This is a genomic window from Pseudomonas sp. UBA6323, assembly GCF_002439135.1.
Classification (GTDB): Bacteria; Pseudomonadota; Gammaproteobacteria; order Pseudomonadales; family Pseudomonadaceae; genus Aquipseudomonas.
This window is the reverse complement of sequence record NZ_DJSX01000075.1, coordinates 65,162-91,199: the sequence shown is the minus strand read 5'-3', so window position 1 is coordinate 91,199 and position 26,038 is coordinate 65,162. Positions and strand designations below refer to the sequence as shown.

At 63.2% G+C, this 26,038-nt stretch carries 24 protein-coding genes, 1 other RNA gene and 1 pseudogene; 11 read left to right on the top strand and 15 right to left on the bottom strand.

Annotation, left to right across the window (positions count from 1 at the left end):
- Window positions 1-16 precede the first annotated feature (16 nt).
- Window positions 17-1,375: a glutamine synthetase family protein gene (locus B3P22_RS18135; RefSeq protein WP_197858116.1), complete on the bottom strand. Its 1,359-nt coding sequence runs from the start codon at window positions 1,373-1,375 to the stop codon at window positions 17-19.
- A gap of 782 nt (window positions 1,376-2,157) precedes the next feature.
- Between B3P22_RS18135 and B3P22_RS18130 the strand changes: the two genes are divergently transcribed.
- The 6 genes and pseudogenes from B3P22_RS18130 (at window position 2,158) to B3P22_RS23945 (ending at window position 8,043) form a co-directional block, all read left to right on the top strand.
- Window positions 2,158-3,537, top strand: coding sequence for a glutamine synthetase family protein (locus B3P22_RS18130; protein WP_197858117.1), 1,380 nt, complete (start codon window positions 2,158-2,160; stop codon window positions 3,535-3,537).
- A gap of 99 nt (window positions 3,538-3,636) precedes the next feature.
- A complete protein-coding gene (locus tag B3P22_RS18125) occupies window positions 3,637-4,278 on the top strand; it encodes a TetR/AcrR family transcriptional regulator (RefSeq protein ID WP_296271941.1) in 642 nt (213 codons plus the stop codon).
- Between the two features lie 301 nt (window positions 4,279-4,579).
- Window positions 4,580-5,461, top strand: a complete 882-nt coding sequence (gene aguB / locus B3P22_RS18120) for an N-carbamoylputrescine amidase (protein ID WP_296271940.1) — start codon at window positions 4,580-4,582, stop codon at window positions 5,459-5,461.
- Window positions 5,462-5,531: 70 nt separating this feature from the next.
- On the top strand, window positions 5,532-6,638 hold the full coding sequence (gene aguA / locus B3P22_RS18115; protein WP_296271939.1) for an agmatine deiminase: 1,107 nt from the start codon (window positions 5,532-5,534) through the stop codon (window positions 6,636-6,638).
- A gap of 85 nt (window positions 6,639-6,723) precedes the next feature.
- A pseudogene (locus B3P22_RS23950) lies at window positions 6,724-7,497 on the top strand (PAS domain-containing protein); the annotation flags it as partial.
- Window positions 7,498-7,584: 87 nt separating this feature from the next.
- On the top strand, window positions 7,585-8,043 hold the full coding sequence (locus B3P22_RS23945; RefSeq protein WP_419096363.1) for a methyl-accepting chemotaxis protein: 459 nt from the start codon (window positions 7,585-7,587) through the stop codon (window positions 8,041-8,043).
- Here B3P22_RS23945 and B3P22_RS18105 read toward each other — a convergent pair whose 3' ends face one another.
- The 12 genes from B3P22_RS18105 to B3P22_RS18050 all read right to left on the bottom strand — a co-directional run bounded on the left by B3P22_RS18105 (window position 8,044) and on the right by B3P22_RS18050 (window position 23,032).
- On the bottom strand, window positions 8,044-9,033 hold the full coding sequence (locus B3P22_RS18105; RefSeq protein WP_197859059.1) for a cytochrome-c peroxidase: 990 nt from the start codon (window positions 9,031-9,033) through the stop codon (window positions 8,044-8,046).
- A gap of 252 nt (window positions 9,034-9,285) precedes the next feature.
- Window positions 9,286-9,675, bottom strand: a complete 390-nt coding sequence (gene gcvH, locus B3P22_RS18100; protein ID WP_161865714.1) for a glycine cleavage system protein GcvH — start codon at window positions 9,673-9,675, stop codon at window positions 9,286-9,288.
- Window positions 9,676-9,769: 94 nt separating this feature from the next.
- On the bottom strand, window positions 9,770-10,867 hold the full coding sequence (gcvT, locus tag B3P22_RS18095; RefSeq protein ID WP_296271937.1) for a glycine cleavage system aminomethyltransferase GcvT: 1,098 nt from the start codon (window positions 10,865-10,867) through the stop codon (window positions 9,770-9,772).
- Between the two features lie 313 nt (window positions 10,868-11,180).
- Window positions 11,181-12,797 (bottom strand): ABC transporter permease, encoded by a 1,617-nt coding sequence (locus B3P22_RS18090; RefSeq protein WP_296271936.1) that lies wholly within the window; start codon window positions 12,795-12,797, stop codon window positions 11,181-11,183.
- Window positions 12,798-12,912: 115 nt separating this feature from the next.
- Window positions 12,913-13,914 (bottom strand): extracellular solute-binding protein, encoded by a 1,002-nt coding sequence (locus B3P22_RS18085; RefSeq protein WP_296271935.1) that lies wholly within the window; start codon window positions 13,912-13,914, stop codon window positions 12,913-12,915.
- A 159-nt stretch (window positions 13,915-14,073) separates the two neighbouring features.
- Complete coding sequence (locus B3P22_RS18080; protein WP_296271934.1) at window positions 14,074-16,500, bottom strand: TonB-dependent receptor; 2,427 nt, start codon at window positions 16,498-16,500, stop codon at window positions 14,074-14,076.
- Between the two features lie 193 nt (window positions 16,501-16,693).
- The gene (locus B3P22_RS18075; protein WP_296271933.1) at window positions 16,694-17,626 is read right to left on the bottom strand and encodes a FecR domain-containing protein; all 933 of its coding nucleotides are present in this window, start codon (window positions 17,624-17,626) and stop codon (window positions 16,694-16,696) included.
- 2 nt (window positions 17,627-17,628) lie between these two features.
- Window positions 17,629-18,129: a sigma-70 family RNA polymerase sigma factor gene (locus B3P22_RS18070; protein WP_296271932.1), complete on the bottom strand. Its 501-nt coding sequence runs from the start codon at window positions 18,127-18,129 to the stop codon at window positions 17,629-17,631.
- 369 nt (window positions 18,130-18,498) lie between these two features.
- A complete protein-coding gene (locus tag B3P22_RS18065) occupies window positions 18,499-19,716 on the bottom strand; it encodes a 2-octaprenyl-3-methyl-6-methoxy-1,4-benzoquinol hydroxylase (protein WP_296271931.1) in 1,218 nt (405 codons plus the stop codon).
- 218 nt (window positions 19,717-19,934) lie between these two features.
- Window positions 19,935-21,119, bottom strand: coding sequence for a 2-octaprenyl-6-methoxyphenyl hydroxylase (gene ubiH / locus B3P22_RS18060; RefSeq protein ID WP_296271930.1), 1,185 nt, complete (start codon window positions 21,117-21,119; stop codon window positions 19,935-19,937).
- Between the two features lie 4 nt (window positions 21,120-21,123).
- Window positions 21,124-22,458 carry a Xaa-Pro aminopeptidase gene (gene pepP / locus B3P22_RS18055; protein WP_275545638.1) on the bottom strand — a complete coding sequence of 445 codons (1,335 nt, stop codon included), beginning with the start codon at window positions 22,456-22,458 and terminating at the stop codon, window positions 21,124-21,126.
- 19 nt (window positions 22,459-22,477) lie between these two features.
- Complete coding sequence (locus B3P22_RS18050) at window positions 22,478-23,032, bottom strand: YecA family protein (protein WP_197859050.1); 555 nt, start codon at window positions 23,030-23,032, stop codon at window positions 22,478-22,480.
- A 191-nt stretch (window positions 23,033-23,223) separates the two neighbouring features.
- On the opposite strand from B3P22_RS18050, the gene B3P22_RS18045 reads away from it, so the two are divergent.
- The 4 genes from B3P22_RS18045 to B3P22_RS18030 all read left to right on the top strand — a co-directional run bounded on the left by B3P22_RS18045 (window position 23,224) and on the right by B3P22_RS18030 (window position 24,627).
- Window positions 23,224-23,433 carry a TIGR02449 family protein gene (locus tag B3P22_RS18045; protein ID WP_197859049.1) on the top strand — a complete coding sequence of 70 codons (210 nt, stop codon included), beginning with the start codon at window positions 23,224-23,226 and terminating at the stop codon, window positions 23,431-23,433.
- A complete protein-coding gene (locus B3P22_RS18040) occupies window positions 23,430-23,735 on the top strand; it encodes a cell division protein ZapA (protein WP_197859048.1) in 306 nt (101 codons plus the stop codon). The genes B3P22_RS18045 and B3P22_RS18040 overlap by 4 nt, the downstream gene beginning before the upstream one ends.
- A gap of 67 nt (window positions 23,736-23,802) precedes the next feature.
- A non-coding RNA gene (gene ssrS / locus B3P22_RS18035) (6S RNA) lies at window positions 23,803-23,981 on the top strand.
- A 49-nt stretch (window positions 23,982-24,030) separates the two neighbouring features.
- Window positions 24,031-24,627 carry a 5-formyltetrahydrofolate cyclo-ligase gene (locus B3P22_RS18030; protein ID WP_197859047.1) on the top strand — a complete coding sequence of 199 codons (597 nt, stop codon included), beginning with the start codon at window positions 24,031-24,033 and terminating at the stop codon, window positions 24,625-24,627.
- A gap of 54 nt (window positions 24,628-24,681) precedes the next feature.
- Here the strand turns inward: B3P22_RS18030 and B3P22_RS18025 are convergent, their stop codons facing one another.
- Window positions 24,682-24,813 carry a hypothetical protein gene (locus B3P22_RS18025; RefSeq protein ID WP_269476145.1) on the bottom strand — a complete coding sequence of 44 codons (132 nt, stop codon included), beginning with the start codon at window positions 24,811-24,813 and terminating at the stop codon, window positions 24,682-24,684.
- Between the two features lie 194 nt (window positions 24,814-25,007).
- Here B3P22_RS18025 and B3P22_RS18020 point away from each other — a divergent pair, with 194 nt between their 5' ends.
- A complete protein-coding gene (locus B3P22_RS18020) occupies window positions 25,008-25,457 on the top strand; it encodes an EVE domain-containing protein (protein WP_197859046.1) in 450 nt (149 codons plus the stop codon).
- Between the two features lie 90 nt (window positions 25,458-25,547).
- On the opposite strand, the gene B3P22_RS18015 is transcribed toward B3P22_RS18020, so the two are convergent.
- Window positions 25,548-25,952, bottom strand: a complete 405-nt coding sequence (locus B3P22_RS18015; RefSeq protein ID WP_197859045.1) for a flagellar basal body-associated protein FliL — start codon at window positions 25,950-25,952, stop codon at window positions 25,548-25,550.
- Window positions 25,953-26,038: the final 86 nt, after the last annotated feature.

Here is a 26,038-nt window from a genome sequence, read left to right as displayed (position 1 = left end):
CGCGGCCGGCAGCCCGTTACACCGACAACAGCAGGAACTCACGCTCCCAGGAACTGATCACGCGCTTAAAGTTCTCGTGCTCGGCACGCTTGACCGCGACATAGCCACGGATGAACTTCTCACCGAGAAATTTCTCGGCATCCTTACAGGCTTCCATGCGCTCCAGGGCGCTTTCGATGGTCACCGGCAGACGCAGGTTGCGTCGCTCGTAACCGCGACCCTTGACCGGCGCGCCGGGATTCACCCCGCCGACCATGCCCATGTAGCCGCACAGCAGCGTCGCCGCCAGCACTAGGTAGGGGTTGGCGTCAGCGCCAGCCAGGCGGTTCTCCACGCGGCGGTTCTGCGGGCTGGCCTCCGGCACACGCAGGCCGACGGTGCGGTTTTCCTCGCCCCACTCCACGTTCACCGGCGCCGAGGTGTCGGGCAGGAAGCGGCGGAAGGAATTGACGTTCGGCGCGAACAGCGGCAGCAGCTCGGGGATGTACTTCTGCAATCCGCCGATGTGATGCATGAACAGCTCGCTCATCGTGCCGTCTTCGTTGGAGAAGATGTTCTTGCCGGTCTTGATGTCCACCACGCTCTGGTGGATGTGCATGGCGCTGCCGGGCTCATCGGTGATCGGCTTGGCCATGAAGGTGGCCGCCACGTCATGCTTGAGCGCGGCTTCGCGCATGGTGCGCTTGAACACCAGAATCTGGTCGGCCAGGTGCAGCGCGTCGCCATGGCGGAAGTTGATTTCCATCTGCGCCGGGCCTTCTTCGTGGATCAGGGTGTCCAGATCCAGGCCTTGCAGCTCGCACCAGTCGTACATGTCTTCGAACAGCGGGTCGAATTCGTTCGCCGCGTCGATGGAGAAGCTCTGGCGACCGGTTTCCGGGCGGCCGGAGCGGCCCACCGGCGCGACCAGCGGGAAGTCCGGGTCGCTATTGCGCTTGGTCAGGTAGAACTCCATCTCCGGTGCGACGATGGGCTTCCAGCCTTTGTCGGCATACATCTGCAGCACTTTCTTGAGGATGTTGCGCGGCGACAGCTCGATGGGGTTGCCCTGCTTGTCGAAGGTGTCGTGAATCACCATGGCGGTGGGCTCGATGGCCCAGGGCACGACGAATACCGCATTGGGGTCTGGACGGCAGAACATGTCGATGTCCGCCTCGTCCAGCAGGTCGTAATAGATGTCGTCCTCGACATAGTCGCCGGTCACGGTCTGCAGCAGCACGCTCTCGGGGAGGCGCATGCCCTTCTCGTCGAGGAACTTGTTGGTCGGCGAGATCTTGCCGCGGGCAATGCCGGTCAGGTCGCTGATCAGGCATTCGACTTCGGTGATTTTGCGTTCTTTCAGCCAGCTCGTGAGCTGGTCTAACTTGGTACTCATAGAGACCTCAGGGTTGTAGAACCTGCTTGCGTTATAGCGGGTTCAGCGTTGCCCCGCCCTCTCCCTGCAAGCCTCACCAAAGGCCTGGAAGAAGGCGAGATATTCGTGTGGATGCTACTAGGGGTGCGGCACCTCCGACACCTTGCATTTCACTCCACCGAAACAAAATCGTTCGCCCTCGCCTGCAGGCGCCGGACTGTCTATCTCGCGGCCTTGCGCGAAACCTGCGAAGCCGGCGAGCGGGTCGTACATTGCATGACGCGGGCCAAGGCGCATGCCAGGCAGCGGTACATGGCCGCGTACGCTATCGTGCAGGGTATAGGGTGGACGAAGAACCTGACGTGACAGGTCGCGCGGCACGCAGGCCGCAGAGGAAGGAGGTTGCCGCATTGCAGCGGTCATGCGAGCCCGCATGATGTGCAGACTCGCCTCGCTGATGCGCGAGGAGGTAGCGTGACCGATGGTCCTGTTACAAGCGCTGACGCCGATGGCCGGCAGGCAAAACATGAGACACCCGTATTATTGCTGTTATGGGTTTGAACCGAGCTTAGCCTTGTTCATTTTTTTACACAATAGCCCTGTAAAAAATTGAACACACCCCACTGAGCACCCTGAAAGATCAGCGTTTGGGGCAGACTGAAAGGCCTTGAAATGCCCCAAAAATGGCCATCACGCCCCACTACAGGGCACTATGCAGCCTGCTTGACAGTAAAGTGCGTTTCGGATTGACTCACACCCATGCAGTCGCATGATTGATATATTTAACAAAAAGGTGTTGCATCATGTCGGTACCCCCGCGTGCCGTTCAGCTTAACGAAGCGAACGCGTTCCTCAAGGAACATCCCGAGGTCCAGTTCGTCGACCTTCTTATTGCAGATATGAATGGCGTGGTGCGCGGCAAGCGCATCGACCGGAACGCCCTCCACAAGGTGTACGAGAAAGGCATCAACCTGCCCGCCTCGCTCTTCGCCCTCGACATCAACGGCTCCACCGTCGAGAGCACCGGCCTCGGCCTGGACATCGGCGACGCCGACCGTATCTGCTTCCCCATCCCCAATACCCTGTGCAACGAACCCTGGCAGAAGCGCCCGACCGCGCAGCTGCTGATGACCATGCACGAGCTGGACGGCACGCCTTTCTTCGCCGACCCGCGCGAGGTATTGCGCCAGGTGGTACAGAAGTTCGACGAACTGGGCCTGCGTATCTGTGCAGCCTTCGAACTGGAGTTCTATCTGATCGACCAGGAGAACGTGAACGGCCGTCCGCAGCCGCCGCGTTCACCGATCTCCGGCAAGCGCCCGCATTCCACCCAGGTCTATCTGATCGACGACCTCGACGAATACGTCGACTGCCTGCAGGACATGCTCGAAGCCGCCAAGGAGCAGGACATCCCGGCCGACGCCATCGTCAAGGAAAGCGCCCCGGCGCAGTTCGAGGTCAACCTGCACCACGTCGAAGACGCCATCAAGGCCTGCGACTACGCGCTGCTGCTCAAGCGCCTGATCAAGAACATCGCCTACGACCATGAGATGGATTCCACCTTCATGGCCAAGCCCTACCCGGGCCAGGCGGGCAACGGCCTGCACGTGCATATCTCGCTGCTGGACAAGAAGACCGGCAAGAACATCTTCGCCGCCGAAGATCCGCTGGAGAACACCTCGTTGCGCCATGCCGTCGGCGGCATCCTCGATACCATGGCGGCGTCGATGGCCTTCCTCTGCCCCAACGTCAACTCCTACCGCCGCTTCGGCGCGCAGTTCTACGTGCCCAACGCACCGAGCTGGGCACTGGACAACCGCACCGTGGCCGTACGCGTACCGACCGGCAGCGCCGATGCGGTACGCATCGAGCATCGTGTGGCCGGCGCCGACGCCAACCCCTACCTGATGCTGGCGTCGATTCTTGCCGGTATCCACCACGGCCTGACCAACCAGATCGAACCGGGTGAGCCCATCGAAGGCAACGCCTACGATCAGCTCGAACCCAGCCTGCCGAACAACCTGCGCGATGCCCTGCGTGAGCTGGACGACAGCGAAGTGCTGAACAAGTACATCGACCCGAAGTACATCGACATCTTCGTCGCCTGCAAGGAAGCCGAGCTGCAGGAGTTCGAGACCACCATCTCCGACCTCGAATACAACTGGTACCTGCACACCGTGTAAACCACAGGCTGCCCGCACCCAGGTGCGGGCGGCTGAGCATGCTTGCCCAAGTGACCTTGCCTGACGTCCAATAGCGCCTCGTTCATCGAGGAGCCCGCCATGTCGCGCCCCGCCAGCACCCGCAAGCCGCGCGCCAGCAGCCAGGCCCGTATCGCCGTGATTCTCGCGGCAGCGCGCGAGCTGTTGGCCGAACAGGGCATGGCCAACCTGTCGATCTATACGGTGGCCGAGCGCGCGGGTATTCCGCCTTCTTCGGTGTATCACTTCTTCGCCAGCGTGCCCGCCCTGCTCGAAGGGCTGACTGCCGATGTGCATGCCGCCTTTCGCGCCAGCCTGCTGGAGCCGGTCGACCACGCCGCACTGCGCAGCTGGCATGATCTGTCGCGCCTGGTCGAGCAACGCATGCTGGCCATCTACGCAGCCGATGCCGCCGCGCGCCAGCTGATCCTCGCCCAGCACGGCCTGGCGGAAATCACCCAGGCCGATCACCAGCACGACCTGGAGCTGGGCCGGCTGATGCGCGCGCTGTTCGACCGCCACTTCCCCCTGCCGCAATTGCCGACGGATATCGAGGTTTTCAGCCTGGCCATGTCGCTGGGCGACCGCGTCTACGCCCACGCAGTGCAGCTGTACGGTGAAATCACGCCACGCCTGGCCGAGGAAGGCATGCGTGTGTTCGATGCGTATCTCGGCCTGTACTTGCCCGCAGCACTACCGAAACGGGCCACGCCGCTGGCCTGACCGGTCTATCGCCACGTCCCTAAGCCCGTGCCTCTGTGCCTGTGAGCCTGGGAGCCTCTGTGGGAGCGGACTTGCCCGCGAAAAAACACCGCCCCCTTTCGCGGACAAGTCCGCTCCCACAAGCACACACCGACCAGAACCGATAAAAATCTGCAATTTTATCGAGAACCGATCAATCGCATCTTCTAATACCGATATTTATCGGATATAAATCGAAAAAAAGGCCCTGATGATTTGACCCGCGGGCCACCACAGGTCAGTACCGGGTTCGGCTGACCGCACTCCTGCTACGAGGTGCCTTATGTCCCGTATCGTTACCGTTGCCGCGACTCAGATGGCCTGCTCCTGGGATACCGCCGCGAATATGGCCAACGCCGAACAGCTGGTGCGCCAGGCAGCCGCTCAGGGCGCACAGATCATCCTGATCCAGGAGCTGTTCGAGACCCCCTACTTCTGCCAGAAGCCCAACGCCGATTACACCCAGCTGGCCACCACGGTCGAGGAGAACCCGGCCATCGCGCATTTCCGCAAAGTCGCTGCAGAGCTGAAGGTAGTGCTGCCGATCAGCTTCTTCGAGCGTGCCGGCCGTGCCCGATTCAACAGCATCACCATCATCGATGCCGACGGCAGCAATCTGGGGATTTATCGAAAAAGCCACATCCCCGACGGCCCTGGTTATCACGAGAAGTACTATTTCAACCCCGGCGATACCGGCTTCAAGGTCTGGGACACCGCCTATGCGCGCATCGGCGTGGGCATCTGCTGGGATCAATGGTTCCCGGAGTGCGCGCGCAGCATGGCGCTGATGGGTGCGGAAATCCTCTTCTACCCCACCGCCATCGGCAGTGAGCCTCACGACGCCAGCATCAGCTCGCGCGAACACTGGCAGCGCGTGCAGCAGGGTCATGCCGGGGCCAACCTTATGCCGCTGGTGGCCAGCAACCGTATTGGCCACGAGGAACAGGACGGCTACGCCATCACCTTCTATGGCAGCTCGTTCATCGCCGACCAATATGGAGCGAAGGTCAAGGAGCTGAACCAGACCGAAGAGGGCATCCTGGTGCACAGCTTCGATCTGGACGCGCTGGAGAAGACGCGCAGCGCCTGGGGTGTGTTCCGCGACCGCCGGCCGAACCTATACTGGCCACTTTCCACGCTCGATGGCGAAACCCCATCCGAATGAACGTAGCCCGGACGCAATCCGGGGCTTTTTCTCACGACTCCCCGGATTGCATCCGGGCTACAGGTGAAACATGACCACCCTCAACACCACACCACGCGCCGATGGTTTCCATATGCCCGCCGAGTGGGCACCGCACAGCCAGACCTGGGTGGTCTGGCCCGAGCGCCCGGACAACTGGCGTAACGGCGGCAAGCCGGCGCAGGCCGCCTTCACCGCCGTGGCCAAGGCCATCGCCCAGTTCGAGCCGGTAACCGTCTGCGTCTCTGCCGCGCAATACGAAAACGCCCGCGCGCGTCTGGACGACGACAACATTCGCCTGGTGGAAATCACCACCGATGACGCCTGGGTGCGCGATACCGGGCCGACCTTCGTCACCAACGCCAGCGGCGAAGTGCGCGGCGTGGACTGGGCCTTCAACGCCTGGGGCGGCTTCGATGGCGGCCTGTACTCGCCCTGGCTGCGTGACGACCAGGTGGCGCGCAAGATTCTCGAGATCGAAGGCTGCAAGCGCTACCGCACCGAGGGTTTCGTCCTCGAAGGCGGCTCGATCCATGTCGACGGCGAAGGCACCCTGATCACCACCGAAGAGTGCCTGCTGAACAAGAACCGCAACCCGCACCTGTCGCGCGAGGAAATCGAGAAGGTGCTGCATGAGCACCTGGCCATCGATACGGTGATCTGGCTGCCGGACGGCCTGTACAACGACGAGACCGACGGCCACGTCGACAACTTCTGCTGCTACGTGCGCCCCGGCGAAGTGCTGCTGGCCTGGACCGAGGATGCGAACGATCCCAACTATCCGCGTTGCCAGGCCGCCATGCGCGTGCTGGAGAGCGTTCGCGATGCCAAGGGCCGCCAGCTGACCGTGCACAAGATGCCGATCCCCGGCCCGCTCCACGCCACTGTCGAAGAATGCGCCGGCGTCGACATCGTCGATGGCAGCCAGGAGCGCAGCCCCGAGGTGCGCCTGGCCGGTTCCTACGTCAACTTCCTGATCGTCAACGGCGGCATCGTCGCGCCAAGCTTCGACGACGCCAAGGACGAAGAAGCCCGCGCCATCCTGCAGCGCGTGTTCCCCGAGCATCGGGTGGTCATGGTGCCCGGCCGCGAGATTCTCCTCGGTGGCGGCAATATCCATTGCATCACCCAGCAACAACCGGCGCCGCAAAACGGCTGAAAATTGTTCTGAGAGGGCTTCAAGTTGATCCTGACCAAGCCGATAACCTTGGTTGGGAGCAGCCCGTTACCTCGAAGAGCATGCCATGTTCAATAAAGCCCTCAAACGCGACCTGGAAGCCTCTCATCAGCAGTTGCAGTCCGCCCTCGCGAGGTTGGCTGCCGTCGATCGTTCGACGGCCATGATCGAGTTCAAACCTGACGGCACCATCGTCAGTGCCAACGACAATCTTCTGGCCACCATGGGCTATCGGCTGGAAGAGATCATCGGCAAACACCACAGCATGTTCTGCTTTCCCGAGTACCAGGCCAGCGCCGAGTACCGTCGCTTCTGGCAACGCCTGGCCGCGGGCGAGTACATCCGCGAACGCTTCCGCCGCCGCAACAAACAAGGTCGGGAAGTCTGGCTGGAAGCCAGCTACAACCCGATCCGGGGCGCAGACGGTCGTGTCGAAGGCGTGCTCAAGCTGGCTACCGATATTACCGCCCAAGTCACTCGTGAGCAGGAACAGAACAGCATGGTGCAGGCCATCAGCCGTTCCATGGCAGTCATTTCCTTCAACCTCAAGGGTGAGGTGCTGGAAGCCAACGAAAACTTCGAGCAGACCATGGGTTATCGCCTCGATGAGATTCGTGGCAAGCATCACCGCATGTTCTGTACGCGCGAGGAGGCGGAGTCAGCGGCTTATCGGAGCTTCTGGGAGCGACTCAACAGTGGCGAGTTCTTCTCGGGTCGTTACCAGCGAATCAACCGCCACGGCGATATCGTCTGGCTCAGTGCGACTTACAACCCGGTCTTCGATGCCAGCGGCAACCTCTACAAAGTGGTGAAGTTCGCGCGTGACATCACCGCCCAGGTCCACCAGCAACAAACCGAGTCCAATGCCGCCAAGCTCGCCTACGAGGTATCCCAGCGTACCGACGACAGTGCCCGGCATGGCGCCCAGGTGATCAGCGAGACGGTCGCGGTGGTGCGCGGCATTGCCGACGAATTGTCCCGGGCCGCCGAGGGCATCAGCGCGGTCAGCCAGCAGTCGGAGACGATCAGCAGCATCGTGCAGACCATCCGCGGCATCGCCGAACAAACCAACCTGCTCGCCCTCAACGCGGCCATCGAAGCCGCGCGGGCAGGCGAACAGGGCCGCGGCTTTGCCGTGGTCGCCGATGAAGTGCGCAGCCTGGCAGCGCGTACCGCGCAGGCGACGGTGGAAATCGTCGAGGTGGTCAAGCGCAACCACGACCTGGCGCAAGACGCGGTGAACAACATGCAATCGAGCCAGCACAAGGTCGATCAGGGCGTGGGCCTGGTCAACCAGGCCGGCGATGTCATCGAGCAGATCCAGAGGGGCGCACGGCAGGTGGTCGATGCCGTGCGCCAGTTCGCCGAGGCGCTGGAAGACAACTGATCAGTCGAACGGCTGTGGCCGCGGCGTATCGTTGTTCGACGGCGGCAGGATCGGCAGGGCAAAGCTCGGCTGCTCACCCGTCAGGGTCTTGAGGAAGGCGGTGATCTTGCCGATCTCGCCTTCGCTGAGCTTACGCCCGAGCTGCAGGCGCGCCATGATGTCCACCGACTCCTCCAGCTTCCAGTAGGCGCCGTCATGGAAGTAGGGATAGGTCAGCTCGACGTTGCGCAGGGTCGGCACCTTGAACTTGAAGCGGTCGGCATCCTTGCCGGTCAGGCCGGCCACGCCTTCGGCCGGGTTGCTGGTTTCATAGGGCTCCACCAGGCCCATCTTCTGAAACGAGTTGCCACCCAGCGCCGGGCCGTTATGGCAGGCCACGCAACCGATGGACTTGAACAGCTCGTAGCCCTCCAACTCGACTTTAGTAATGGCTTGCTTGTCGCCCTTGAGCCACAGGTCGAAGCGCGAGTTGGGCGTGACCAGGGTCTTCTCGAACTCGGCGATGGCATCGGTCACCTCATCGAGGGTGATCTCGTCGTGCTTGTACACGGCCTTGAACGACTCCCGGTACTGCGGGATCGAGCGCAGCACGTCGAGGGCGAGAATGTGGGTGAAGGCCATCTCCATCGGGTTGGCGATGGGCCCGGCGGCCTGCTCCTTGAGGTCGGCGGCGCGGCCATCCCAGAACTGCGCCAGGTTGAGGCTGGAGTTGAGCACCGTGGGCGAGTTGATCGGTCCCTGCTGCCAGGCATGGCCGATGGAGCTGGGCAGGTTGTCGCTGCCGCCCATCGACAGGTTGTGGCAGGAGTTGCAGGAAATGAATCCCGAGCGCGACAGGCGCGGGTCGAAGAATAGCTGTTTGCCCAGCTCTACTTTCGCGGGGTCGGTGATCTCGGCGGGGGCAATGGGCTGAACGGGTTCGTCGGCCGGTACGGTGGCCCAGGCGCTGGCGCCCAGGCACAACCCGGCCATCAGGCTCAGAGTGCGCATGTGGGTATCTCCTCAGGTATTGGCTGATCTGGTTATGCCTCGACCATGCCCAGCGCCAACCCGGTGCGGCTTGATCTGCATCAAGTCGCCCATGCTTCCGGCTTATTCGATTTGTTTCATTTCATTTAGCAGGTCCGCCCGGCAAGGCGCGTTTCGGCGCACCGCTGCGCTCGCGGAGCCTGCAGCCGGCGGATCTAGCCTTGCCGCAAGAACGAAAAAACCCGCCGCAGCGGGTTCTTTCAACACCGCCGATCAGGCGTCGGCGTCAGCGGCAGCCTCATAAGCCGCGGCGTCCAGCAGCTTGTCCAGCTCGCCGGCATCGCTCGGCTTGAGCTTGAAGAACCAGCTGCCGTAGGGGTCGCTGTTGACGCTTTCCGGGCTGTCGGCCAGCGCTTCGTTGATCGCGATCACCTCGCCGCCAACCGGCGCGTAGATGTCGGAGGCGGCCTTGACCGACTCCACTACACCGGCTTCCTGGCCAGCGTTCAGTTGCTTGCCGACTTCCGGCAGCTCGATGAACACCACGTCGCCAAGGGCTTCCTGGGCGTGGTCGGAAATGCCCACGGTCACGCTACCGTCAGCTTCCAGACGAGCCCACTCATGGCTGGCGGCATAACGCAGATCGGCGGGGATATTGCTCATGTGTCTTTCCTCGTAAGCGATGACGGCAAGCGGGCCGTCAGGACAATTTAGCAGGCCGCGGCAGAAGGGAAAGCCAGCGCCGCGGCCCGATCATTCAAATTAGCGTTTTGCCGTGGCGCACGAAGCTCGGCTTGACCACCCGTACCGGGTACCACTTGCCGCGAATCTCCACCTCGGCCCGCTCCCCGGTCGCCGCCGGCACCCGTGCCAGCGCGATGGATTTGTTCAGCGTCGGCGAGAAGCTGCCACTGGTGATCTCACCCTCGCCGAGGCCTTCGACGCGCACGACCTGATGCGCGCGCAGCACGCCACGCTCTTCCAGCACCAGACCCACCAGTTTGCTCGGGCAACCGGCGGCGCGTTGCGCCTCCAGCGCTGGGCGGCCGATGAAGTCACGCGCGGCTGGCTCCCAGGCGATGGTCCAGGCCATGTTGGCCGCCAGCGGGCTGACCTGCTCGTCCATGTCCTGGCCGTAGAGGTTCATGCCCGCCTCAAGGCGTAGGGTGTCGCGGGCGCCAAGGCCGATAGGCGAAATACCCGCCCCGACCAGCTCGTTGAGGAAGGCCACCGCCTCGGCCACCGGCAGCACGATCTCCAGGCCATCTTCGCCGGTATAACCGGTACGGGCGATGAACCAGTCGCCCTCGGGCAGGCCCTGGAACGGCTTGAGTTCGTGGATCAGCGCCGCACGCGCCTGGGTCAGCAGCTCGGAGACCCGCGCCCGGGCCTTCGGCCCCTGAATGGCGAGCATGGCCAGATCGCGACGCTCACGCAGCTGTACATCGAAGTCGCCAGCCTGGGCGTGCATCCACGCCAGGTCCTTGTCACGGGTACCGGCGTTGACCACCAGGCGGTAGCCCTGCTCCTGGGACAAAGAGCCAGTGAGGTAGACGATCAGGTCGTCGATCACCCCGCCCTGCTCGTTGAGCATGGCGCTGTAGAGCGCCTTGCCCGGGCTTTGCAGACGAGTCACATCGTTGGCCAGCAGACGCTGCAGGTAGGCTTGCGCCTGGCTGCCGCTCAGGTCCACCACGCACATGTGCGAGACGTCGAACACGCCGCAGTCGCGGCGCACCTGATGATGCTCCTCCACTTGCGAACCGTAGTGCAGCGGCATGTCCCAGCCGCCGAAGTCCACCATCTTGGCCCCCAGCGCCACGTGCAGATCATAGAGGGGGGTGCGCTGTCCCATGGGTTTTCTCCTTCCGGGCTTGGCGAAGCGATTCAGACCCCTAGAAGCTACCTGCGTTGCCATTGCTGCGTTACAGGCAAGCTCGAAATGCTCATGTGCAAAAGCACAGTCGGGCGCGACCCCGGGCGTTTCTCGCTTGCCTGCGCCTTGCACTGGCGGCCTTGGCAACGCTTCTAGATGAATCTTGCCGGGTTACCCCGACTCGCGAATGGCGCGCATTGTAGCCGCAAGGTCTGCGGGGGTCATCTGACCAAAGGTCGCGCAGTGCTCCTGGCCTTGATCTGTGTCAGCCCAGAGCCGGAACCATAGGCTTTCAACCGAAACTGCGAGCCGAGCGGCGGATCAGCAGGATCACCGGCAGCAGACCGACCAGCACCAGGGTCAGGGCCGGTAGCGCAGCGCGAGCCCATTCGCCTTCGCTGGTCATTTCGAATACGCGCACCGACAGGGTGTCCCAGCCGAATGGCCGCATCAGCAGGGTCGCCGGCATCTCCTTGAGTACGTCGACGAACACCAGCAACGCGGCCGACAAGGTGCCCGGCAGCAGCAGCGGCAGGTAGACCTTGAAGAACAGGCCGAAGCCGCCAACACCCAGGCTGCGCGAGGCCTCCGGCAGCGACGGGCGGATGCGCGCCAGGCTGGTTTCCAGCGGCCCGTAGGCCACCGCCATGAAGCGGATCAGATAGGCCACCAGCAGCGCCGACAGGCTGCCCAACAGCAGCGGCTTGCCGGCGCCGCCCAATGCACTGGACAGCGGAATCACCAGCTCGCGGTCGAGAAAGCTGAACGCCAGCATGATCGCCACCGCCAGCACCGAACCCGGCAAGGCATAGCCCAGATTGCCCAGCGCAACACAGACGCGCACGCCGCGAGTCGGCGCCTGGCGACGGGCAAAGGCTAGCAGCATGGCCACGCTGACCGTGATCAGCGCAGCCATACCGCCCAGGTACAGGGTATGCAGGATCAGCCCGGCGTAGCGCTCGTCGAGATCGAAGCGACCGCGCTGCCAGAACCAGACTAGCAACTGCAGCAGCGGAATGACGAAGGCACAGGCGAACACCAAACCGCACCAGGCGCTTGCAGCGAAGGCCTTCCAGCCTTGCAGGTGATACAGCGCCTTGCCGCGCGGGCGTTCGTTGGCCGGCCGCGCTGCGCCGCGCGCGCGACGCTCGCCGTAGAGCACCAGAGCCACGGCCAGCAGCAGCAGGCTGGCCAGCTGGGTCGCGCTGGTCAGGCTGTAGAAGCTGTACCAGGTCTTGTAAATCGCCGTGGTGAAGGTATCGAAGTTGAACACCGATACCGCGCCGAAGTCGGCCAGCGTTTCCATGATCGCCAGCGCCAGACCGGCACCGATCGCCGGGCGCGCCATCGGCAGCGCCACACGCCAGAAGGCTTGCCAGGGGCTCTGCCCGAGCACCCGCGCCGCCTCCATCAGCCCCTTGCCCTGAGCCAGGAAGGCGCCACGGGCGAGCAGGTAGACGTAGGGGTAGAACACCAGCACCAGAACGATGATCACGCCGCCGGTTGAGCGTACCCGCGGCAGACGCAGGCCGCTGCCGAACCACTCACGCAGCAGCGTCTGTACCGGGCCGGCGAAATCCAGCAGGCCGACGAAAACGAACGCCAGCACATAAGCCGGAATGGCGAAGGGCAACATCAGCGCCCAGTCCAGCCAGCGTCGGCCGGGGAACTCGCAGAGACTGGTGAGCCAGGCCAGGCTGACGCCCAGCAGCGTCACGCCGACACCCACGCCGATCACCAGGGTCAGCGTGTTACCGATCAGCCGCGCCATCTGCGTCTGCCACAGGTGCGCCCAGATCTGCTGGTCGACCTCATGCCAACTCAGCAGCAAGACCGACAGCGGCATCAGCACCAGGGCGGCGACGGTAAGGACGATGAGATACCAGCGACGCTGGACGGGATGCGGCACGCGGATTCCTCGATTCCGGAAAAAGACAACGCCCCGGCTAGGCGGGGCGTCGCAGTATAACGGCAGCGAAGTGGATCACCGAAGGTACGATCTCGCGAGCTTGATCGTTACGGTCTTACTGCCAGCCGGCGCGATCCATCAGCATGGTGGCCTCGGCCTGGCGCTTGCCGGCCACTTCGGTGGCGATGGAGTCAGCCTTGAAGGTACCCCAGGCGGCCACTTCGTCAGACGGAGCGACCGCCGGGTTGGCCGGGAACTCCTGGTTGACGCCAGCGAAGATGCTTTGCGCTTCCGGGGTGGTCATCCACTCCAGCAGCTTCTTGGCCTGCTCGGCGTGCGGTGCATGCTTGGTCACACCGGCACCGGCCAGGTTGACGTGCACGCCACGGTCGTTCTGGTTCGGCCAGAAGGGCTTGACCTTCAGATCCGGCTGCTGCTTGTGCAGGCGGCCGTAGTAGTAGGTGTTGGTGATGCCCACGTCGCACTGTCCGGCATCAATGGCCTGCAGCAGCGCGGTGTCGTCCGGGAACACGTCGGTGGCCAGGTTGTTGACCCAGCCCTTGATGAGTTCCTCGGTCTTCTCGGCGCCGTGGGTTTCGATCAGGGTGGCGGTCAGCGACTGGTTGTAGACCTTCTTGCTGGTGCGCAGGCACAGACGGCCTTCCCAGTTCTTGTCGGCCAGCGCCTCGTAGGTGGACAGTTCTTCCGGCTTGACGCGCTCGGTGGAGTAGAAGATGGTCCGCGCACGCAGCGACAGGCCGGTCCAGCTGTCGGTGCTGGAGCGATACTGGGCGGGGATGTTGGCCTTGATCACATCGGACTGGGTCGGCTGCAGGATGCCCATCTGCTCGGCCTGCCAGAGGTTGCCGGCATCGACGGTGATCAGCATGTCGGCTACGGCGTTCTCGCCCTCGGCCTTGATCCGCTGCATCAGCGGCGCTTCCTTGTCGGTGATGAACTTGACCTGCACGCCGGTCTTGGCGGTGTAGGCATCGAACACCGGCTTGATCAGTTCATCGATGCGCGACGAGTAGACCACCACCTCGTCGGCGGCCTGGACGGCAGTTGCCAGGGTACTGAGGGTGAATGCAGCGAGCAGCGCGTTGCGAGCCTTCATGGGACCAGCCTCTTGTGGGTAAGCAAAGTGGCTGAATACTAGTGAATGCTATTTGCCTTCTCAATGTAAAAGCAGCCATAAAAGTCAGCAGTTGTTTCAGAAGCTGAAACAACTGCTGCGAGCCAGCGCCCGGTGAAAGACGCCAACTCACGACACGCTTCAGAAGCTGTATTTAAGAGAGGTCATGAAATTGCGCGGAGCACCGTACAGCCCTGCCGCTGTGGTGGTGTAGTACTCCTTGTCGAACAGGTTGTTGACGTTCACCGCGGCCGATAGCTCGGGCGTGAGCTGATAGCGCGCCATCAAGCCAACCAGTGCATAACTGCTTTGCGTGGTGGCATAGCTGAGGTCGTAACCGACCTGGCTCTGCCAGTTCACCCCACCACCGACAGTGAGCTTGTCCAGAGCCCCGGACAGACGATAGGTGGTGAAGATCTTCACGCTGTTACGCGGAATCTCGGTAACGATGCGGCGATCATCGGAGTTGCGGCTGACGCTGTAGGAATAGCCTCCGGTGAGCTGCCAGCCCTCGCTGACTTCACCATTGATTTCCAGTTCCACACCTTCGCTGGTAGTGCCGCTTTCCAGCCGGTAGGCCTGGAAACCATTGGGCTGCAGTCGGTTACCGTCGGCAACTGCCAGGTTGTCCTGCTCGACCTTGAATAGCGCCAGGCTGGTATTGAGGCGCCCGTCGTAGAAACCGGCCTTCAAACCCAGTTCATAGCCGGTGCCTTCCAGCGGATCGAGCGGCGAGCCGTTGACATCACGCACCGAGGCCGATTGCGGGTTGAAGATCTGCGTATAGCTGGCATATGCCGTCCATACGTCGTTGAGGTCATAGACGAAGCCGGCGTAGGGAATGACGATGCCAGTCTCGGTACGACGGGTTTTGGTAGTCGCCCCGCCGTAGATCCGACTCTCGCTGTCACGCTGCCAATCCACCACACGAGAGCCGAGAATCAGGCTGGCGCGATCGCTCAATCGCCAGCGGGACGCCAGACAAGCCGCGTTCTGGGTTTCGGTCAGGTCGCTATCGCCGCGCTTGGTGAAAGTCGGCTTGGGGATATTGCCGTCCCAGGCGTAGATATTGTCGATATCGCCACTGAAGCCTGCCCAGGAGGTCTGCCAGCCGCCGTAGTTCGGCGTGCCGCGCTCCTTGAGACGCGACAGCGTGACGCCGCTGATCAGCTCGTGCTCGCGCCCGAATAGCGAGAAGGAACCTGTCAGATAACCGTCGAGGTTGTGCTGCTCGGGCTTGGCCTGCCAGCGCGTCGGCATGATGTAAGCGCCTTCACCGGTCGCTGCATCGATCTCACCGTCCATGTAGGTGACCACAGTGTCGTAGTCGTTACGCATGAAGCTGTATTCCAGCTTGCCGCTCCAGTTGACGCCGAAGTGTTGCTCGATCGACGTAAAGAGCGTGCTCTGCTGGCGGTCGTAGTAGCTCCAATCTGGTGCCGTATTAAAAGAGCGCTTGATGTCCGTAAGCCCACCGTCGGTGGTGAACAACGGAAAACCGGTACGCATCGGCGCCGTGCTATGAGTGACCTGATGGCTGAAGCCCAGCGTCAGCAGCGTCGCATCCGACAGGTCGAACTCGCTTATCCCATAGCCAGTGGTCACCTCCTGGCTGAAGCGATCCAGCCAGGCATGCTGGTCCTTGTGGTCGAGCACCACACGCGCCCGTACCGTGCCGTTTTCATTCAGCGCACCACCAACGTCCACGCCCAGACCGTAACGATCCCAACTGCCAGCCTCGGTCGAAAGCTGTGCCCGAGGCTCGATGGAGGGTCGCTTGCGAATCAGATTGATGGTCGCCGAAGGATTGCCCAGGCCACTGATCAGGCCAGTGGCGCCGCGCACGATCTCTACGCGGTCGTACATCGCCGTATTCTGGGTGTAGTTATCCATACGCGACGAGGTCGGTACGCCATCGATCTCGAAGTTGTTAACCGGAAAGCCGCGCGACAGATAAACGGTGCTGTCAGCCCCCAGGCTTTCGCGGATCACCGTGATTCCCGTGGTAGCGTCCAGCGCATCGGTGATGTTGTCGAGTTTCTGATCTTCCATGCGCTGGCGAGTCAGCACGGTGACGGATTGCGGCGTCTCCTTGAGCGATAGATTGAGGCGCGTCGAGCTACTGGAGGACTCGGTGGTATAGGAGCCGGTGCCCTCGGTAGTCGAGCCAGGCGCCTTGCCGGAAATGGTCATCAGCGTCAGTTCCACAGCTCCGGCAGGCACCGCACTCACCAACACATAGCCACCATTGGCCTGGCGCTGCGCTTGCAAGCCACTACCGGCGAGCAGATAGACCAATCCCTCCTCGACATCATAACGCCCCTGCAAGCCCGGCGATTGCAAGCCGCTGACCTGCGTGCTGGCGAACGACAGCGTCACCCCGGCTGCCGTAGCGAACTGGCTTAGCGCGGCGTCGAGCGGGCCGGCAGCGATGTTGTATTCGAAAGCACCCTGCTCCTGCGCATAAGCCGGAGCGGACAGCAGAACGAGCGGCGCCAGGGGCAGACCGAACAGGGCCAGTTGCACGGCGCGCAGCAGCGGCCGGGCGGCGGGAGTGAATCGGGGCATGCGGTTTTCCTTATCGTTGGCGGGGCAGACATGCGGCTGGAAACGCCACTTCACCTGCTTGGCCGGATGAGAATGAAAATCGGCAACCCATAAGTGAAAATTTTATCGTTCGTCGCATTTTGTAGGAGGCGCTTTAGCGGCGAGCTGTTACTCGCCAGTCGCGGCTAAAGCCCCTCCCACAGGATATGAACAGTCAAACGGGTTCAACACGTGCCCAGTAACGAGTCAGGTAACGCACGCGCACTGGCAGCGAGGCGCTGAGGTTCTCCAGCGCCAGCTCGGTATCGTCGACGGAGAACGCGCCGGACAGGCGCATGTCGGCCACTTCCGCCGCGCATTGCAGATGGCCAAGCCGATAACGCGCCAGCTCGGCGACGACATCCGCCAGACGCTCATTGACCACGCTGAGCATGCCCTGACGCCAGGCGCCCTCACCCGCTGCCAACAGCTGCGGCGCGCCCATGTCTTGCGCGTCAAAGCTCAGCGTCTGCCCGGCTTCCAGGCGACGCGGCACGCCCTGCCAGTGCTGCGGGCGCACCTCCACCGCATGTTCGAACACCGCTACCCGCGCCCGGCCATCGTCACTGCGCACGCTGAAGCGTGTACCCAGCGCACGCACGCTGCCTTGCGGCAGATGGACGATAAACGGCCGCCGAGCCGGGTCAGGCGCCGTTTCGACGAGGATTTCACCGTGGCGCAGCAGCACTTCGCGCAGCTCGCTGCCAAAGGCCAGATCCACCGCGCTGTCGGTGTTCAGGTCCAGTCGACTGCCATCGACCAGGCGTAACGTCCGACGCTCCCCTTTTGCGGTACGGTGCTCGGCCATCCAACCCTGCGCAGGCTCGCGAGCGGCGATTCCCAGGCCGCCAGCAGCAAGCAGTATCGTCAGTGTCTTGAGCACAGCGCGGCGGCGGGCACGCACGCCGGCCAGAGTCGGCAGGGCAACGTCCTGCGGCACGCTGCCCAGTTGCTGCTGCAGTTTCTCTACCCGCGCCCAAGCCACGGCGTGTGCGGGATGCTGCTCGACCCAGGTGCGCCAGGCCTGACATTCGGCCTCACTGGGTGGGGCACCGTTAAGCTGTACATACCAGGTGGCAGCGGCTTCTAGCACCTGGCGGTCGAGCACACTCAATCTTCGACCAACAGCAGGCAGTGGGTCATGGCGCGTATCAGGTGATTCTTCACTGTCGTCACCGAAACCCCCAGGCGCTCACTGACCGCAACATAGCTCAGCCCCTCCAGCTGCACGGCGAGGAAAATACGCCGAGTACGCTCGCCCAGCCCATCGAGCAGACTGTCGATGGCGGTCAGTGTTTCGAGGATGCTCAGGCGAGTTTCCGGGGAAATATCCAGCGGCTCGGGACGCGCTGCCAGTACAGCCAGGTAGGCATCCTCAACCGCGCGACGGCGGAAGCGGTCGATCAGCAGCGCACGGGCGATGGAGCTGAGGTAGGAGCGCGGTTCTCTAACGGCTGCCACGTTGCGCGCCACCAACACACGCATGAAGGTGTCCTGCGCCAGGTCAGCAGCATCGCTGGAGTTACCGAGCCTGCTGCGCAACCAGCCCTGCAACCAGCTGTTGTGCTCGGTGTAGAGAAGATGCAGGGCGCGAGAATCCGGAGCGGTCATGTCGTAGGCCGAACGAGGCAAATGATAATTTGTCGCATTCTCTACAGACATGGCGGTCCCTGCAAGTGACGATACGGACCGCTCTGCAATCAGTGCTTGCTTGCGCTCCCGTTCATACTACCGAACCAGGATGGCGTTATAGCTAGAAAATCGATCGTGGAGTAGGGACGCTCAGCTTGCCGTGCGTTGCAGGTATCGACAGCAAAAAGATCGCGGACAAGTCCGCTCCCACACGGAGCGCTCTGCGACTAGGCAACGCTGAACCGTGGGAGCGGACTTTTCCGCGAATGGCCATGGCGGGAAATTCGGGCAGTCATATCGCTGACCAAATGGAGCCATGGCCAGCAGCGCCCCATTCCCGCTAACGCCTCAGGCCCGCGCCAACTCCGGCAGGTCGCCCGATAGCCCGAGCGCCTGGCGCACGAACAGCGCCTTGGCTTCGGCCTGGCCGTCGACCAGATCGAGGCCAACGTTGCGCAGCAGGCGCAACGGCAGCGGGTCGGCCTGGAACAGACGCTGGAAGCCTTCCATCGCCGCCATCATCGCCAGATTGTGCGGCATGCGCCGACGCTCGAAACGGCTCAGCACTCGCTCCTCGCTCAGGCTCTCGCCGCGCTCGGCAGCGTGCAGCAACACCTCGGCGAGCACCGCGGCATCGAGCAAGCCCAGGTTGACGCCCTGCCCCGCCAGCGGATGGATGGTGTGCGCAGCATCGCCGATCAGCGCCAGCCCCGGTTCCACATATCGTTTGGCATGACGCTGGCGCAGCGGGATGCACAGCCGGCGGTCGGCGTGCAGCACCTTGCCGAGGCGATGCTCGAAGGCCTTGCTCAGCTCGGCGCAGAAGGTTTCATCTTCCAGCGCCATCAGGCGCTCGGCCTCGTCCGGCACGGTGGACCAGACGATCGAGCACCAGTGCTCACCGGCTGGCCCCGCCAGCGGCAGGAAGGCCAGCGGGCCATCGTCGGTGAAGCGCTGCCAGGCGGTGGCCTGGTGCGGGCGCTCGCAACGCACGCTGGTGACGATGGCGTGATGCAGATAATCCCATTCACGGGTGGCGCAGCCGGCCAGACGGCGCACTGCGGAATTGGCGCCATCTGCGGCCACCAGCAATGGCGCGCGCAACTGGCGACCATCGGTGAGGGTCAGCAGCCAGTCGTCACCACTGCGGCGCAACTGCTCCAGGCGTGCGCCGGGCAGCAGGCCGATCTGGCTTTCATGCAGGCGTTCGAGCAGAGCGTCCTGCACCACCCGATTCTCGACGATATGCCCGAGCGTCTCGGCATGCACGCTGGCGGCAGAGAAGTGGATGCTGCCGGTACCGGAGCCGTCCCACACGCGCATCTCGCCATAGGGGCAGGCACGCCGTGCGGCGATGCTTGGCCAGGCGCCCAGGCGTTCGAGGATGCGCTGGCTGGCCATCGACAGCGCACTGACGCGCGGCTCGAACGGCGCCTGCGCAGCGAACGGCGAAACGCTGAGTGGGCTGCCATCGACGATCAGGATGTCCAGGCCGCTGTGCTCGAGCGCCAGGGCCAGGGTGCTGCCGACCATACCGGCACCGACGATGATCAGATCCGCGCGCATATCCATTCCTTAGTGTTTCGCTGTAGGAGCGGCCCCGCAGTCCAGACGACGCGCTGCCTCTTCGCAAACATAGGTGGGAGCGGACTTGTCCGCGAACGTTTCCAGATAAAAACTCGCGGACAAGTCCGCCCCCACAGTAATTGGTTCACCACTGAATCATTCGGTTGCCTTGTTCTCGATAAGGGCGACCATGCTCACGAACCACTGCCACCTGGCTGTCACAGGCTGCGGGTTCCCATGCCCATGGCCTGGCGGGCGAACCAGCGCTTGGCCGGGGGCAGCAGGTCTAGGCCCAGCAAACCGAGGTTGCGACCTGTGGTCAGCAGTGGTTGCGCGTTGCTGAACAGACGCGTCACCTGGTCGGAAAAGCCGACGGTCATTTGCTGATCGAGCTGCTGGCGCTGCCGGTAGCGCTGCAGCGTGGCGAAATCGCCGAGCGCGGCATCGCTGCCGATCAGCACCTCGGCCAGCGCCAGGGTGTCGCGCAGCGACAGGTTGTAACCCTGGCCGGCGATGGGGTGCAGGCTGTGCGCGGCATTGCCCAGCACCACCAGATGCGCCCGCACCTGCTCCTGCGCCTCGACCAGATTGAGCGGATAAAGATGCCGCGCGCCGACCTGCTGCAAGGCGCCCAGTCGGTAACCGAAGGCCTGCTGCAACGCCCAGAGAAAGTCTGTTTCGTTGACCCGCAGCAAGCGCTCGGCATCGGCGTTGGTACGCGTCCAGACCAATGCGCAACGATTGCCTTCCAACGGCAGCATGGCCATCGGGCCGTCATCGGTGAAGCGCTCGAAAGCCTGACCGCGATGCGCCTCCAGCGGGCTGACGTTGGCGATCAGCGCACTCTGCCCGTAGGGCTTGATGCTAACGCCGATACCGAGCTGCTCACGCAAGCCGGAACGCCCGCCATCGGCAAGAATCGCCAGATCGCAGTCAAGGCAGGCTTCATCGTTCAGGGTCAGGCGGTAACCGTCATCGAGACGCTGCATGCTGACCACTTCGGCCGGGCAACGCCATTCGATCACATCCTGATCCAGCGCCTGCCACAGGCAATGGCCGATCCAGGCATTCTCCACCACGTAGCCGAGCGCCGGGACGCCTTCCTCGATGGCCTGCAGACGCGTGGCGCCGAAGCGGCCGCGGTCGGATACATGAATCTGCTGAATCGGCTCGGCCCGCTGAGCGATGCTCTGCCACAGGCCGAGGCGCTCGTAGATCAGCCGGCTGCCGTAGGACAGCGCGGTGGAGCGGGCATCATAGCTGGGCTGGTATTCGCTGCCCGGGGCGAAGGGCTCGATCAGGGCGATGCGCCAGCCGCGCTGACGCGCAGTGTCCTGCAGGGCCAGCGCCAGGCTGGCACCTACCAGACCACCACCGATGATCGCCAGGTTCACACGGGACATGGGCTCAGGCCGCCTCGGTGCGCGCGGCAGCCATCAGTGCCTCGATCTCGGCGACGGTCTTGGGCACGCCGCCGGTGAGAATCTCGCAGCCCTTCTTGGTCACCACCACGTCATCCTCGATGCGCACGCCGATGCCGCGCCATTTCTTGGCGACCTTGTCGTTGTCGGCGGCGATATAGATGCCCGGCTCGACGGTCATCGCCATGCCCGGCTCCAGCACGCGCCATTCACCGCCGACCTTGTAGTCGCCGACATCGTGCACATCCATGCCCAGCCAGTGGCCGGCGCGGTGCATATAGAAGGGTTTGTAGGCCTCACTGGCGATCAGCTCGTCGACATCGCCGCTTAGCAGCCCCAGCTCCACCAGCCCGGCGGTGATCACGCGCACGGTGGCCTCGTGGGCTTCGTTCCAGTGTTTGCCCGGAGCGATCTCCTTGAAGGCCGCCTCCTGCGAGGCCAGCACCAGCTCGTAGATCGCCTTCTGTTCGGGGGAGAACTTGCCGCTGACCGGGAAGGTGCGGGTGATGTCGCTGGCGTAGCAGTCGATCTCGCAGCCAGCGTCGATCAGTACCAGATCGCCGTCCTTGAGCGGCGCATCGTTCTCGCGGTAGTGCAGGATGCAGGCGTTCCTGCCGGCGGCGACGATGCTGCCGTAGGCCGGCATCTTCGCCCCGCCCTTGCGGAATTCGTAATCCAGCTCGGCTTCCAGATGGTATTCGTACAGACCGGCACGGCTTGCCTGCATGGCCCGCACATGGGCGCGCGCACTAATCTCGGCGGCCTCCTTCATCACCTTCACCTCGGCGGCCGACTTGTAAAGACGCATGTCGTGCAGCAGATGATCGAGGGCGACGAACTCGTTCGGCGGCGTAGCGCCCTGACGCGCCTTGGCGCGGATGTGCTTGACCCACTCCATCAGCCGATGGTCGAACTCCTGATTGAAGCCGATGGCGTAGTAGACGCGTTCGCGGCCTTCGATCAGCCCGGGGAGAATGTCGTCGATATCGCCAATGGGGAACGCATCGTCGGCGCCGAACTTGCTGATCGCACCGTCCTGGCCGGCGCGCAAGCCGTCCCACAGCTCGCGCTCGGGATCACGCTCGCGGCAGAACAGCACGTACTCGCCATGCTCACGCCCCGGGATCAGCGCCATCACCGCCTCCGGCTCGGGGAAGCCAGTGAGGTACTGGAAGTCGCTGTCCTGGCGGTAGACGTGCTCCACATCGCGGTTGCGGATGTACATCGGCGCCGCTGGCAGGATGGCGATGCTGTTGGGTTCCATCTGCGCCATCAGCGCCTTGCGCCGACGGGCATATTCGGACTTGGGGATGCTGATCAAGGCAGGCTCCGGCGGAAAATCAGTGCAGGGAGGGTTTGGCGGCAGGCGCCTCGGGCTTGGCGCATTCGGCGAACAGCAGCAGCGGTGCCACACGCAGGTACTCCATCACCTCCATGTAATCGCTCTCGCCATCTTCGGATTCTTCCAGGGCGCTCTGCACCTGGGCGATGGCGGAGAGATCCTGCAACACTTCCATGGCCTCGGCGCTCAGTGCGCCATCGCGGGCCGTCAGGCCGAAGCCGCCGAGAAAGCCCTGACACCACTGCCCCAGAGCGGCTGCGCGCTGCGCCAGCGGGGTTTCGTCATCCGGCAACAGCAGGACCACGGTGACGTCCTCGCTGCACAGCTCACCCTTGACCATTTCCTGCAGACCGATCAGCGCCTGGCGCACGTTGTCCTGCGGCTCGCCGCCGAGCAGCTCAGTGGCGTCGACCAGCCAGGCGTCGGCGTCGAAGCCGGCACCCGCGCAACTGCGGCCGAGCAGCAGGCCGTGCAGTTCGGCTGGGGAAACGGAATGCCCGGCGCTGTTCAACAAAGCGGCGAAGGCGGCGTAGGGAGAGCTTGGAATCGACATAGATAGCTAGGCGCCAGACGGCGCAATCTCTAGAATGGAGGCCTCGTATCCTAGCACCGGCAGGCGCGCCAAGACCATCCGAGGCCGCCGGGGTGATGCCGTCATCTGCATCACACCACTGCCAGCCGGGTTTGACCCGAAACCGGGACAGGCCTATATAGTCCAGCCATTCCTCCTCATAGCGAGAGCCCATGGAAGACGCCGAACTGCACGCATTGACCGCCAAGCTGGAGTTGCTGATCCAGCGTGTCGAGCAGCTGAAGGCTCACAACCGACTCCTGCTGGCGAATGAACAGGCCTGGCGCGAGGAACGCGCCCATCTGATCGAAAAGAACGAAATGGCCCGGCACAAGGTCGAATCGATGATTTCGCGCCTCAAAGCCCTGGAGCAGGACTCATGACCCAGTCGAACACCGTAACCGTCCATATTCTGGACAAAGAATATTGCATCGCCTGCCCGCAGGATGAACGCGCCAACCTGGAAAGCGCCGCCCGCTACCTGGACGGCAAGATGCGCGAGATCCGCACCAGCGGCAAGGTGATCGGTGCCGACCGCGTGGCCGTGATGGCCGCGCTGAACATCACCCACGACCTGCTGCACAAACAGCAGCGCCTGGATCAGGACGCCAGTTCCACCCGCCAGCAGGTGCGCGACCTGCTCGACCGCGTCGACCAGGCGCTGACCGACGACTCGGCGTCCTGAGCTCCGGCATGTCCGCCTGTTCGTCGCAGGCCGCCCCGCAAGCCGTCTATTCGGGTATACTGGGCGCAACTTCCTGGGGTGTGCGCCAGTCGGTGATGTCCCTGAGCCGATACGCACAACCACGGGGGTTGCACGTTGGGGCCGGTGTGCATGTCCGCCTGACGGAAAGCCTTAACGCCTCCTGCAACCTCCACCTTGAACTTTCGGGTTCAAGGGCTAAACCGACAGCGGCACGCTGGGAAGTCATCATTCTCCCCGGTAGCTGCGGCTACCTGTCTCGCTCCATCCTTATCCCATGACCATGTCCGCGCCACTCAGCCGCCCGCAACTTCGTCGCGTGCTGCGCCAGCGCCGTCGCGCACTCAGCCGCAGCCAGCAACGCACTGCCGCACGTAACCTGTATCGCCAATTGGTGCAGAGCCCGCAGTTTCGCCGCGCCCGGCATATCGCCCTGTATCTGCCCAATGACGGCGAAATCGATCCCCGGCCGCTGCTGGCTGCCGCGCAGAAACGTGGCAAACGCACCTACCTGCCGGTACTCAGCGCCTGGCCACGCACCAAGATGGTGTTCCAGCACGTGACCCGGCACGAAAAACTGTCGGGCAACCGCTTCCGTATCCTCGAACCGCGCCCGCAAGCGAAACGCCAGCGCAAGGTCTGGGCGCTGGATCTGGTGCTGCTGCCACTGGTGGGCTTCGATGATCGCGGCGGGCGCCTGGGTATGGGCGGCGGCTTCTACGACCGCAGCCTGGCCTATCTGCACAGGCGCAAAAATTGGCATATGCCGACGCTATTGGGCCTGGCGCATGAGTGTCAGCGAGTGGACGAACTGGCGATGGCCAGTTGGGACGTGCCCTTGCAGGCAACGGTGACGGACAGGGCGTGGTATTGATTCGAGCGATGCGGCGCCGCCTTCCCTGCGGCGCTTACGCTGGCAGTCCGCGAATCAGGGCTGCTGCGTTACATTAATGGAAGCTTCGCTCTGGCGCTCCCACAGGCTCTGGGTGTAACCCGTGGTAACCACGCCCAGGCTGAACAGTACGACGAGAACCCACAAAAGATCTGGCTTGCGTTTCATTTATTGCCTCCCCCTTCAAGGCAATGCGCGCGTTGGTCGCGCGTTATTGTTGTATGCAACATGACGGCGCCAGGCGTTTAGCCGGGCATTTTCCGCCAGCGCAAGTCGCGGTGCAATTCCGACGCCAACCGGCCGTCGGAGACTTCCTCTCAAACGAGCGTCCGCTTACGGACAGACCTGCAGGAGCAAAGTTCATGCCTCATTGGCTGATGAAGTCCGAACCCGATGAATTGTCCATTCTTGACCTGCAACGCCTGGGCAAAACCCGCTGGGACGGCGTGCGCAATTACCAGGCGCGCAACTTCATGCGGGCGATGAAACCGGGCGATCTGTTCTTCTTCTACCATTCCAGTTGCCCGCAACCGGGCATTGCCGGCATCGCGCGCATTGCCGGCGAGGTCTACCCGGACCCAACCGCGCTGGACCCGCAAAGCCACTATCACGACCCCAAGGCCAGTGCCGAGAAGAATCCCTGGAGCGCCCTGGACGTGGAGTTCGTTGAAGCCTTTGACGAGGTGCTGGCGCTGCAGCACCTGAAGAACAACCCGCTGCTGGCCGACCTGGCCTTGGTGCAACGCGGCAGTCGCCTGTCGGTGATGCCGGTTGGCGAAGCCGAATGGAAGGCGATTCTCGCCATGCGTTGAACAGCGATGCGGGACATGCTGCTTGCGCCGACTACCGGCACCGGATCGGTGCCGAAGCGGCTGGTGCCCCTGGCCTGAACCCGCGCCTGGCTACTGAATGATCAGGTTGTTGAACAGCAGATCCTCGACGATGGGCTTGCCTTCTTCGCCGTTGATCGCATCCTGCACCTGCTTGAGTGCCTGCTGACGCAGGGTCTCGCGGCCATCGGGCGCGTTGATGGTCTCGCTGGTCTGCGCCGAGAACAGCATCACCATCTGATGACGGATAAGCGGCTCATGCTGCTTGAGCTTCTCCTCGGCCTCGGTACCGGTCACGCGCAGCGACACATCGGCCTTGAAAAACTTGAGGCGGTTGCCCTGGTCGGCCAGATTGCCGATCAAGGCTGGCGTCAGGTTGTAATAGAGCGTCGTCGGCGCCTCTTCCTTCTTCTCCGAAGAGGCCAGGGCAGGCAGACAGATCGACAGGCTCAGCAGCAGGGCGGTCAACAGTTTCACGTTCGGCACTCCATCGGGGATGTGCCTAGCATAGCCATCCACAGGCCTGCACCCAAGCCCGGCGCTTATGCCGGCCTATCAGGCTG

Excerpts from the sequence above, each read along its gene's own strand:
- B3P22_RS18135 (WP_197858116.1), bottom strand. The coding sequence starts at position 1,375 with ATGAGTACCAAGTTAGACCAGCTCACGAGCTGGCTGAAAGAACGCAAA.
- B3P22_RS18130 (WP_197858117.1), top strand. The coding sequence starts at position 2,158 with ATGTCGGTACCCCCGCGTGCCGTTCAGCTTAACGAAGCGAACGCGTTC.
- B3P22_RS18125 (WP_296271941.1), top strand. The coding sequence starts at position 3,637 with ATGTCGCGCCCCGCCAGCACCCGCAAGCCGCGCGCCAGCAGCCAGGCC.
- aguB (WP_296271940.1), top strand. The coding sequence starts at position 4,580 with ATGTCCCGTATCGTTACCGTTGCCGCGACTCAGATGGCCTGCTCCTGG.
- aguA (WP_296271939.1), top strand. The coding sequence starts at position 5,532 with ATGACCACCCTCAACACCACACCACGCGCCGATGGTTTCCATATGCCC.
- B3P22_RS18105 (WP_197859059.1), bottom strand. The coding sequence starts at position 9,033 with ATGCGCACTCTGAGCCTGATGGCCGGGTTGTGCCTGGGCGCCAGCGCC.
- gcvH (WP_161865714.1), bottom strand. The coding sequence starts at position 9,675 with ATGAGCAATATCCCCGCCGATCTGCGTTATGCCGCCAGCCATGAGTGG.
- gcvT (WP_296271937.1), bottom strand. The coding sequence starts at position 10,867 with ATGGGACAGCGCACCCCCCTCTATGATCTGCACGTGGCGCTGGGGGCC.
- B3P22_RS18085 (WP_296271935.1), bottom strand. The coding sequence starts at position 13,914 with ATGAAGGCTCGCAACGCGCTGCTCGCTGCATTCACCCTCAGTACCCTG.
- B3P22_RS18080 (WP_296271934.1), bottom strand. The coding sequence starts at position 16,500 with ATGCCCCGATTCACTCCCGCCGCCCGGCCGCTGCTGCGCGCCGTGCAA.
- B3P22_RS18070 (WP_296271932.1), bottom strand. The coding sequence starts at position 18,129 with ATGACCGCTCCGGATTCTCGCGCCCTGCATCTTCTCTACACCGAGCAC.
- B3P22_RS18065 (WP_296271931.1), bottom strand. The coding sequence starts at position 19,716 with ATGCGCGCGGATCTGATCATCGTCGGTGCCGGTATGGTCGGCAGCACC.
- ubiH (WP_296271930.1), bottom strand. The coding sequence starts at position 21,119 with ATGTCCCGTGTGAACCTGGCGATCATCGGTGGTGGTCTGGTAGGTGCC.
- B3P22_RS18050 (WP_197859050.1), bottom strand. The coding sequence starts at position 23,032 with ATGTCGATTCCAAGCTCTCCCTACGCCGCCTTCGCCGCTTTGTTGAAC.
- B3P22_RS18045 (WP_197859049.1), top strand. The coding sequence starts at position 23,224 with ATGGAAGACGCCGAACTGCACGCATTGACCGCCAAGCTGGAGTTGCTG.
- B3P22_RS18040 (WP_197859048.1), top strand. The coding sequence starts at position 23,430 with ATGACCCAGTCGAACACCGTAACCGTCCATATTCTGGACAAAGAATAT.
- B3P22_RS18030 (WP_197859047.1), top strand. The coding sequence starts at position 24,031 with ATGACCATGTCCGCGCCACTCAGCCGCCCGCAACTTCGTCGCGTGCTG.
- B3P22_RS18025 (WP_269476145.1), bottom strand. The coding sequence starts at position 24,813 with ATGAAACGCAAGCCAGATCTTTTGTGGGTTCTCGTCGTACTGTTCAGC.
- B3P22_RS18020 (WP_197859046.1), top strand. The coding sequence starts at position 25,008 with ATGCCTCATTGGCTGATGAAGTCCGAACCCGATGAATTGTCCATTCTT.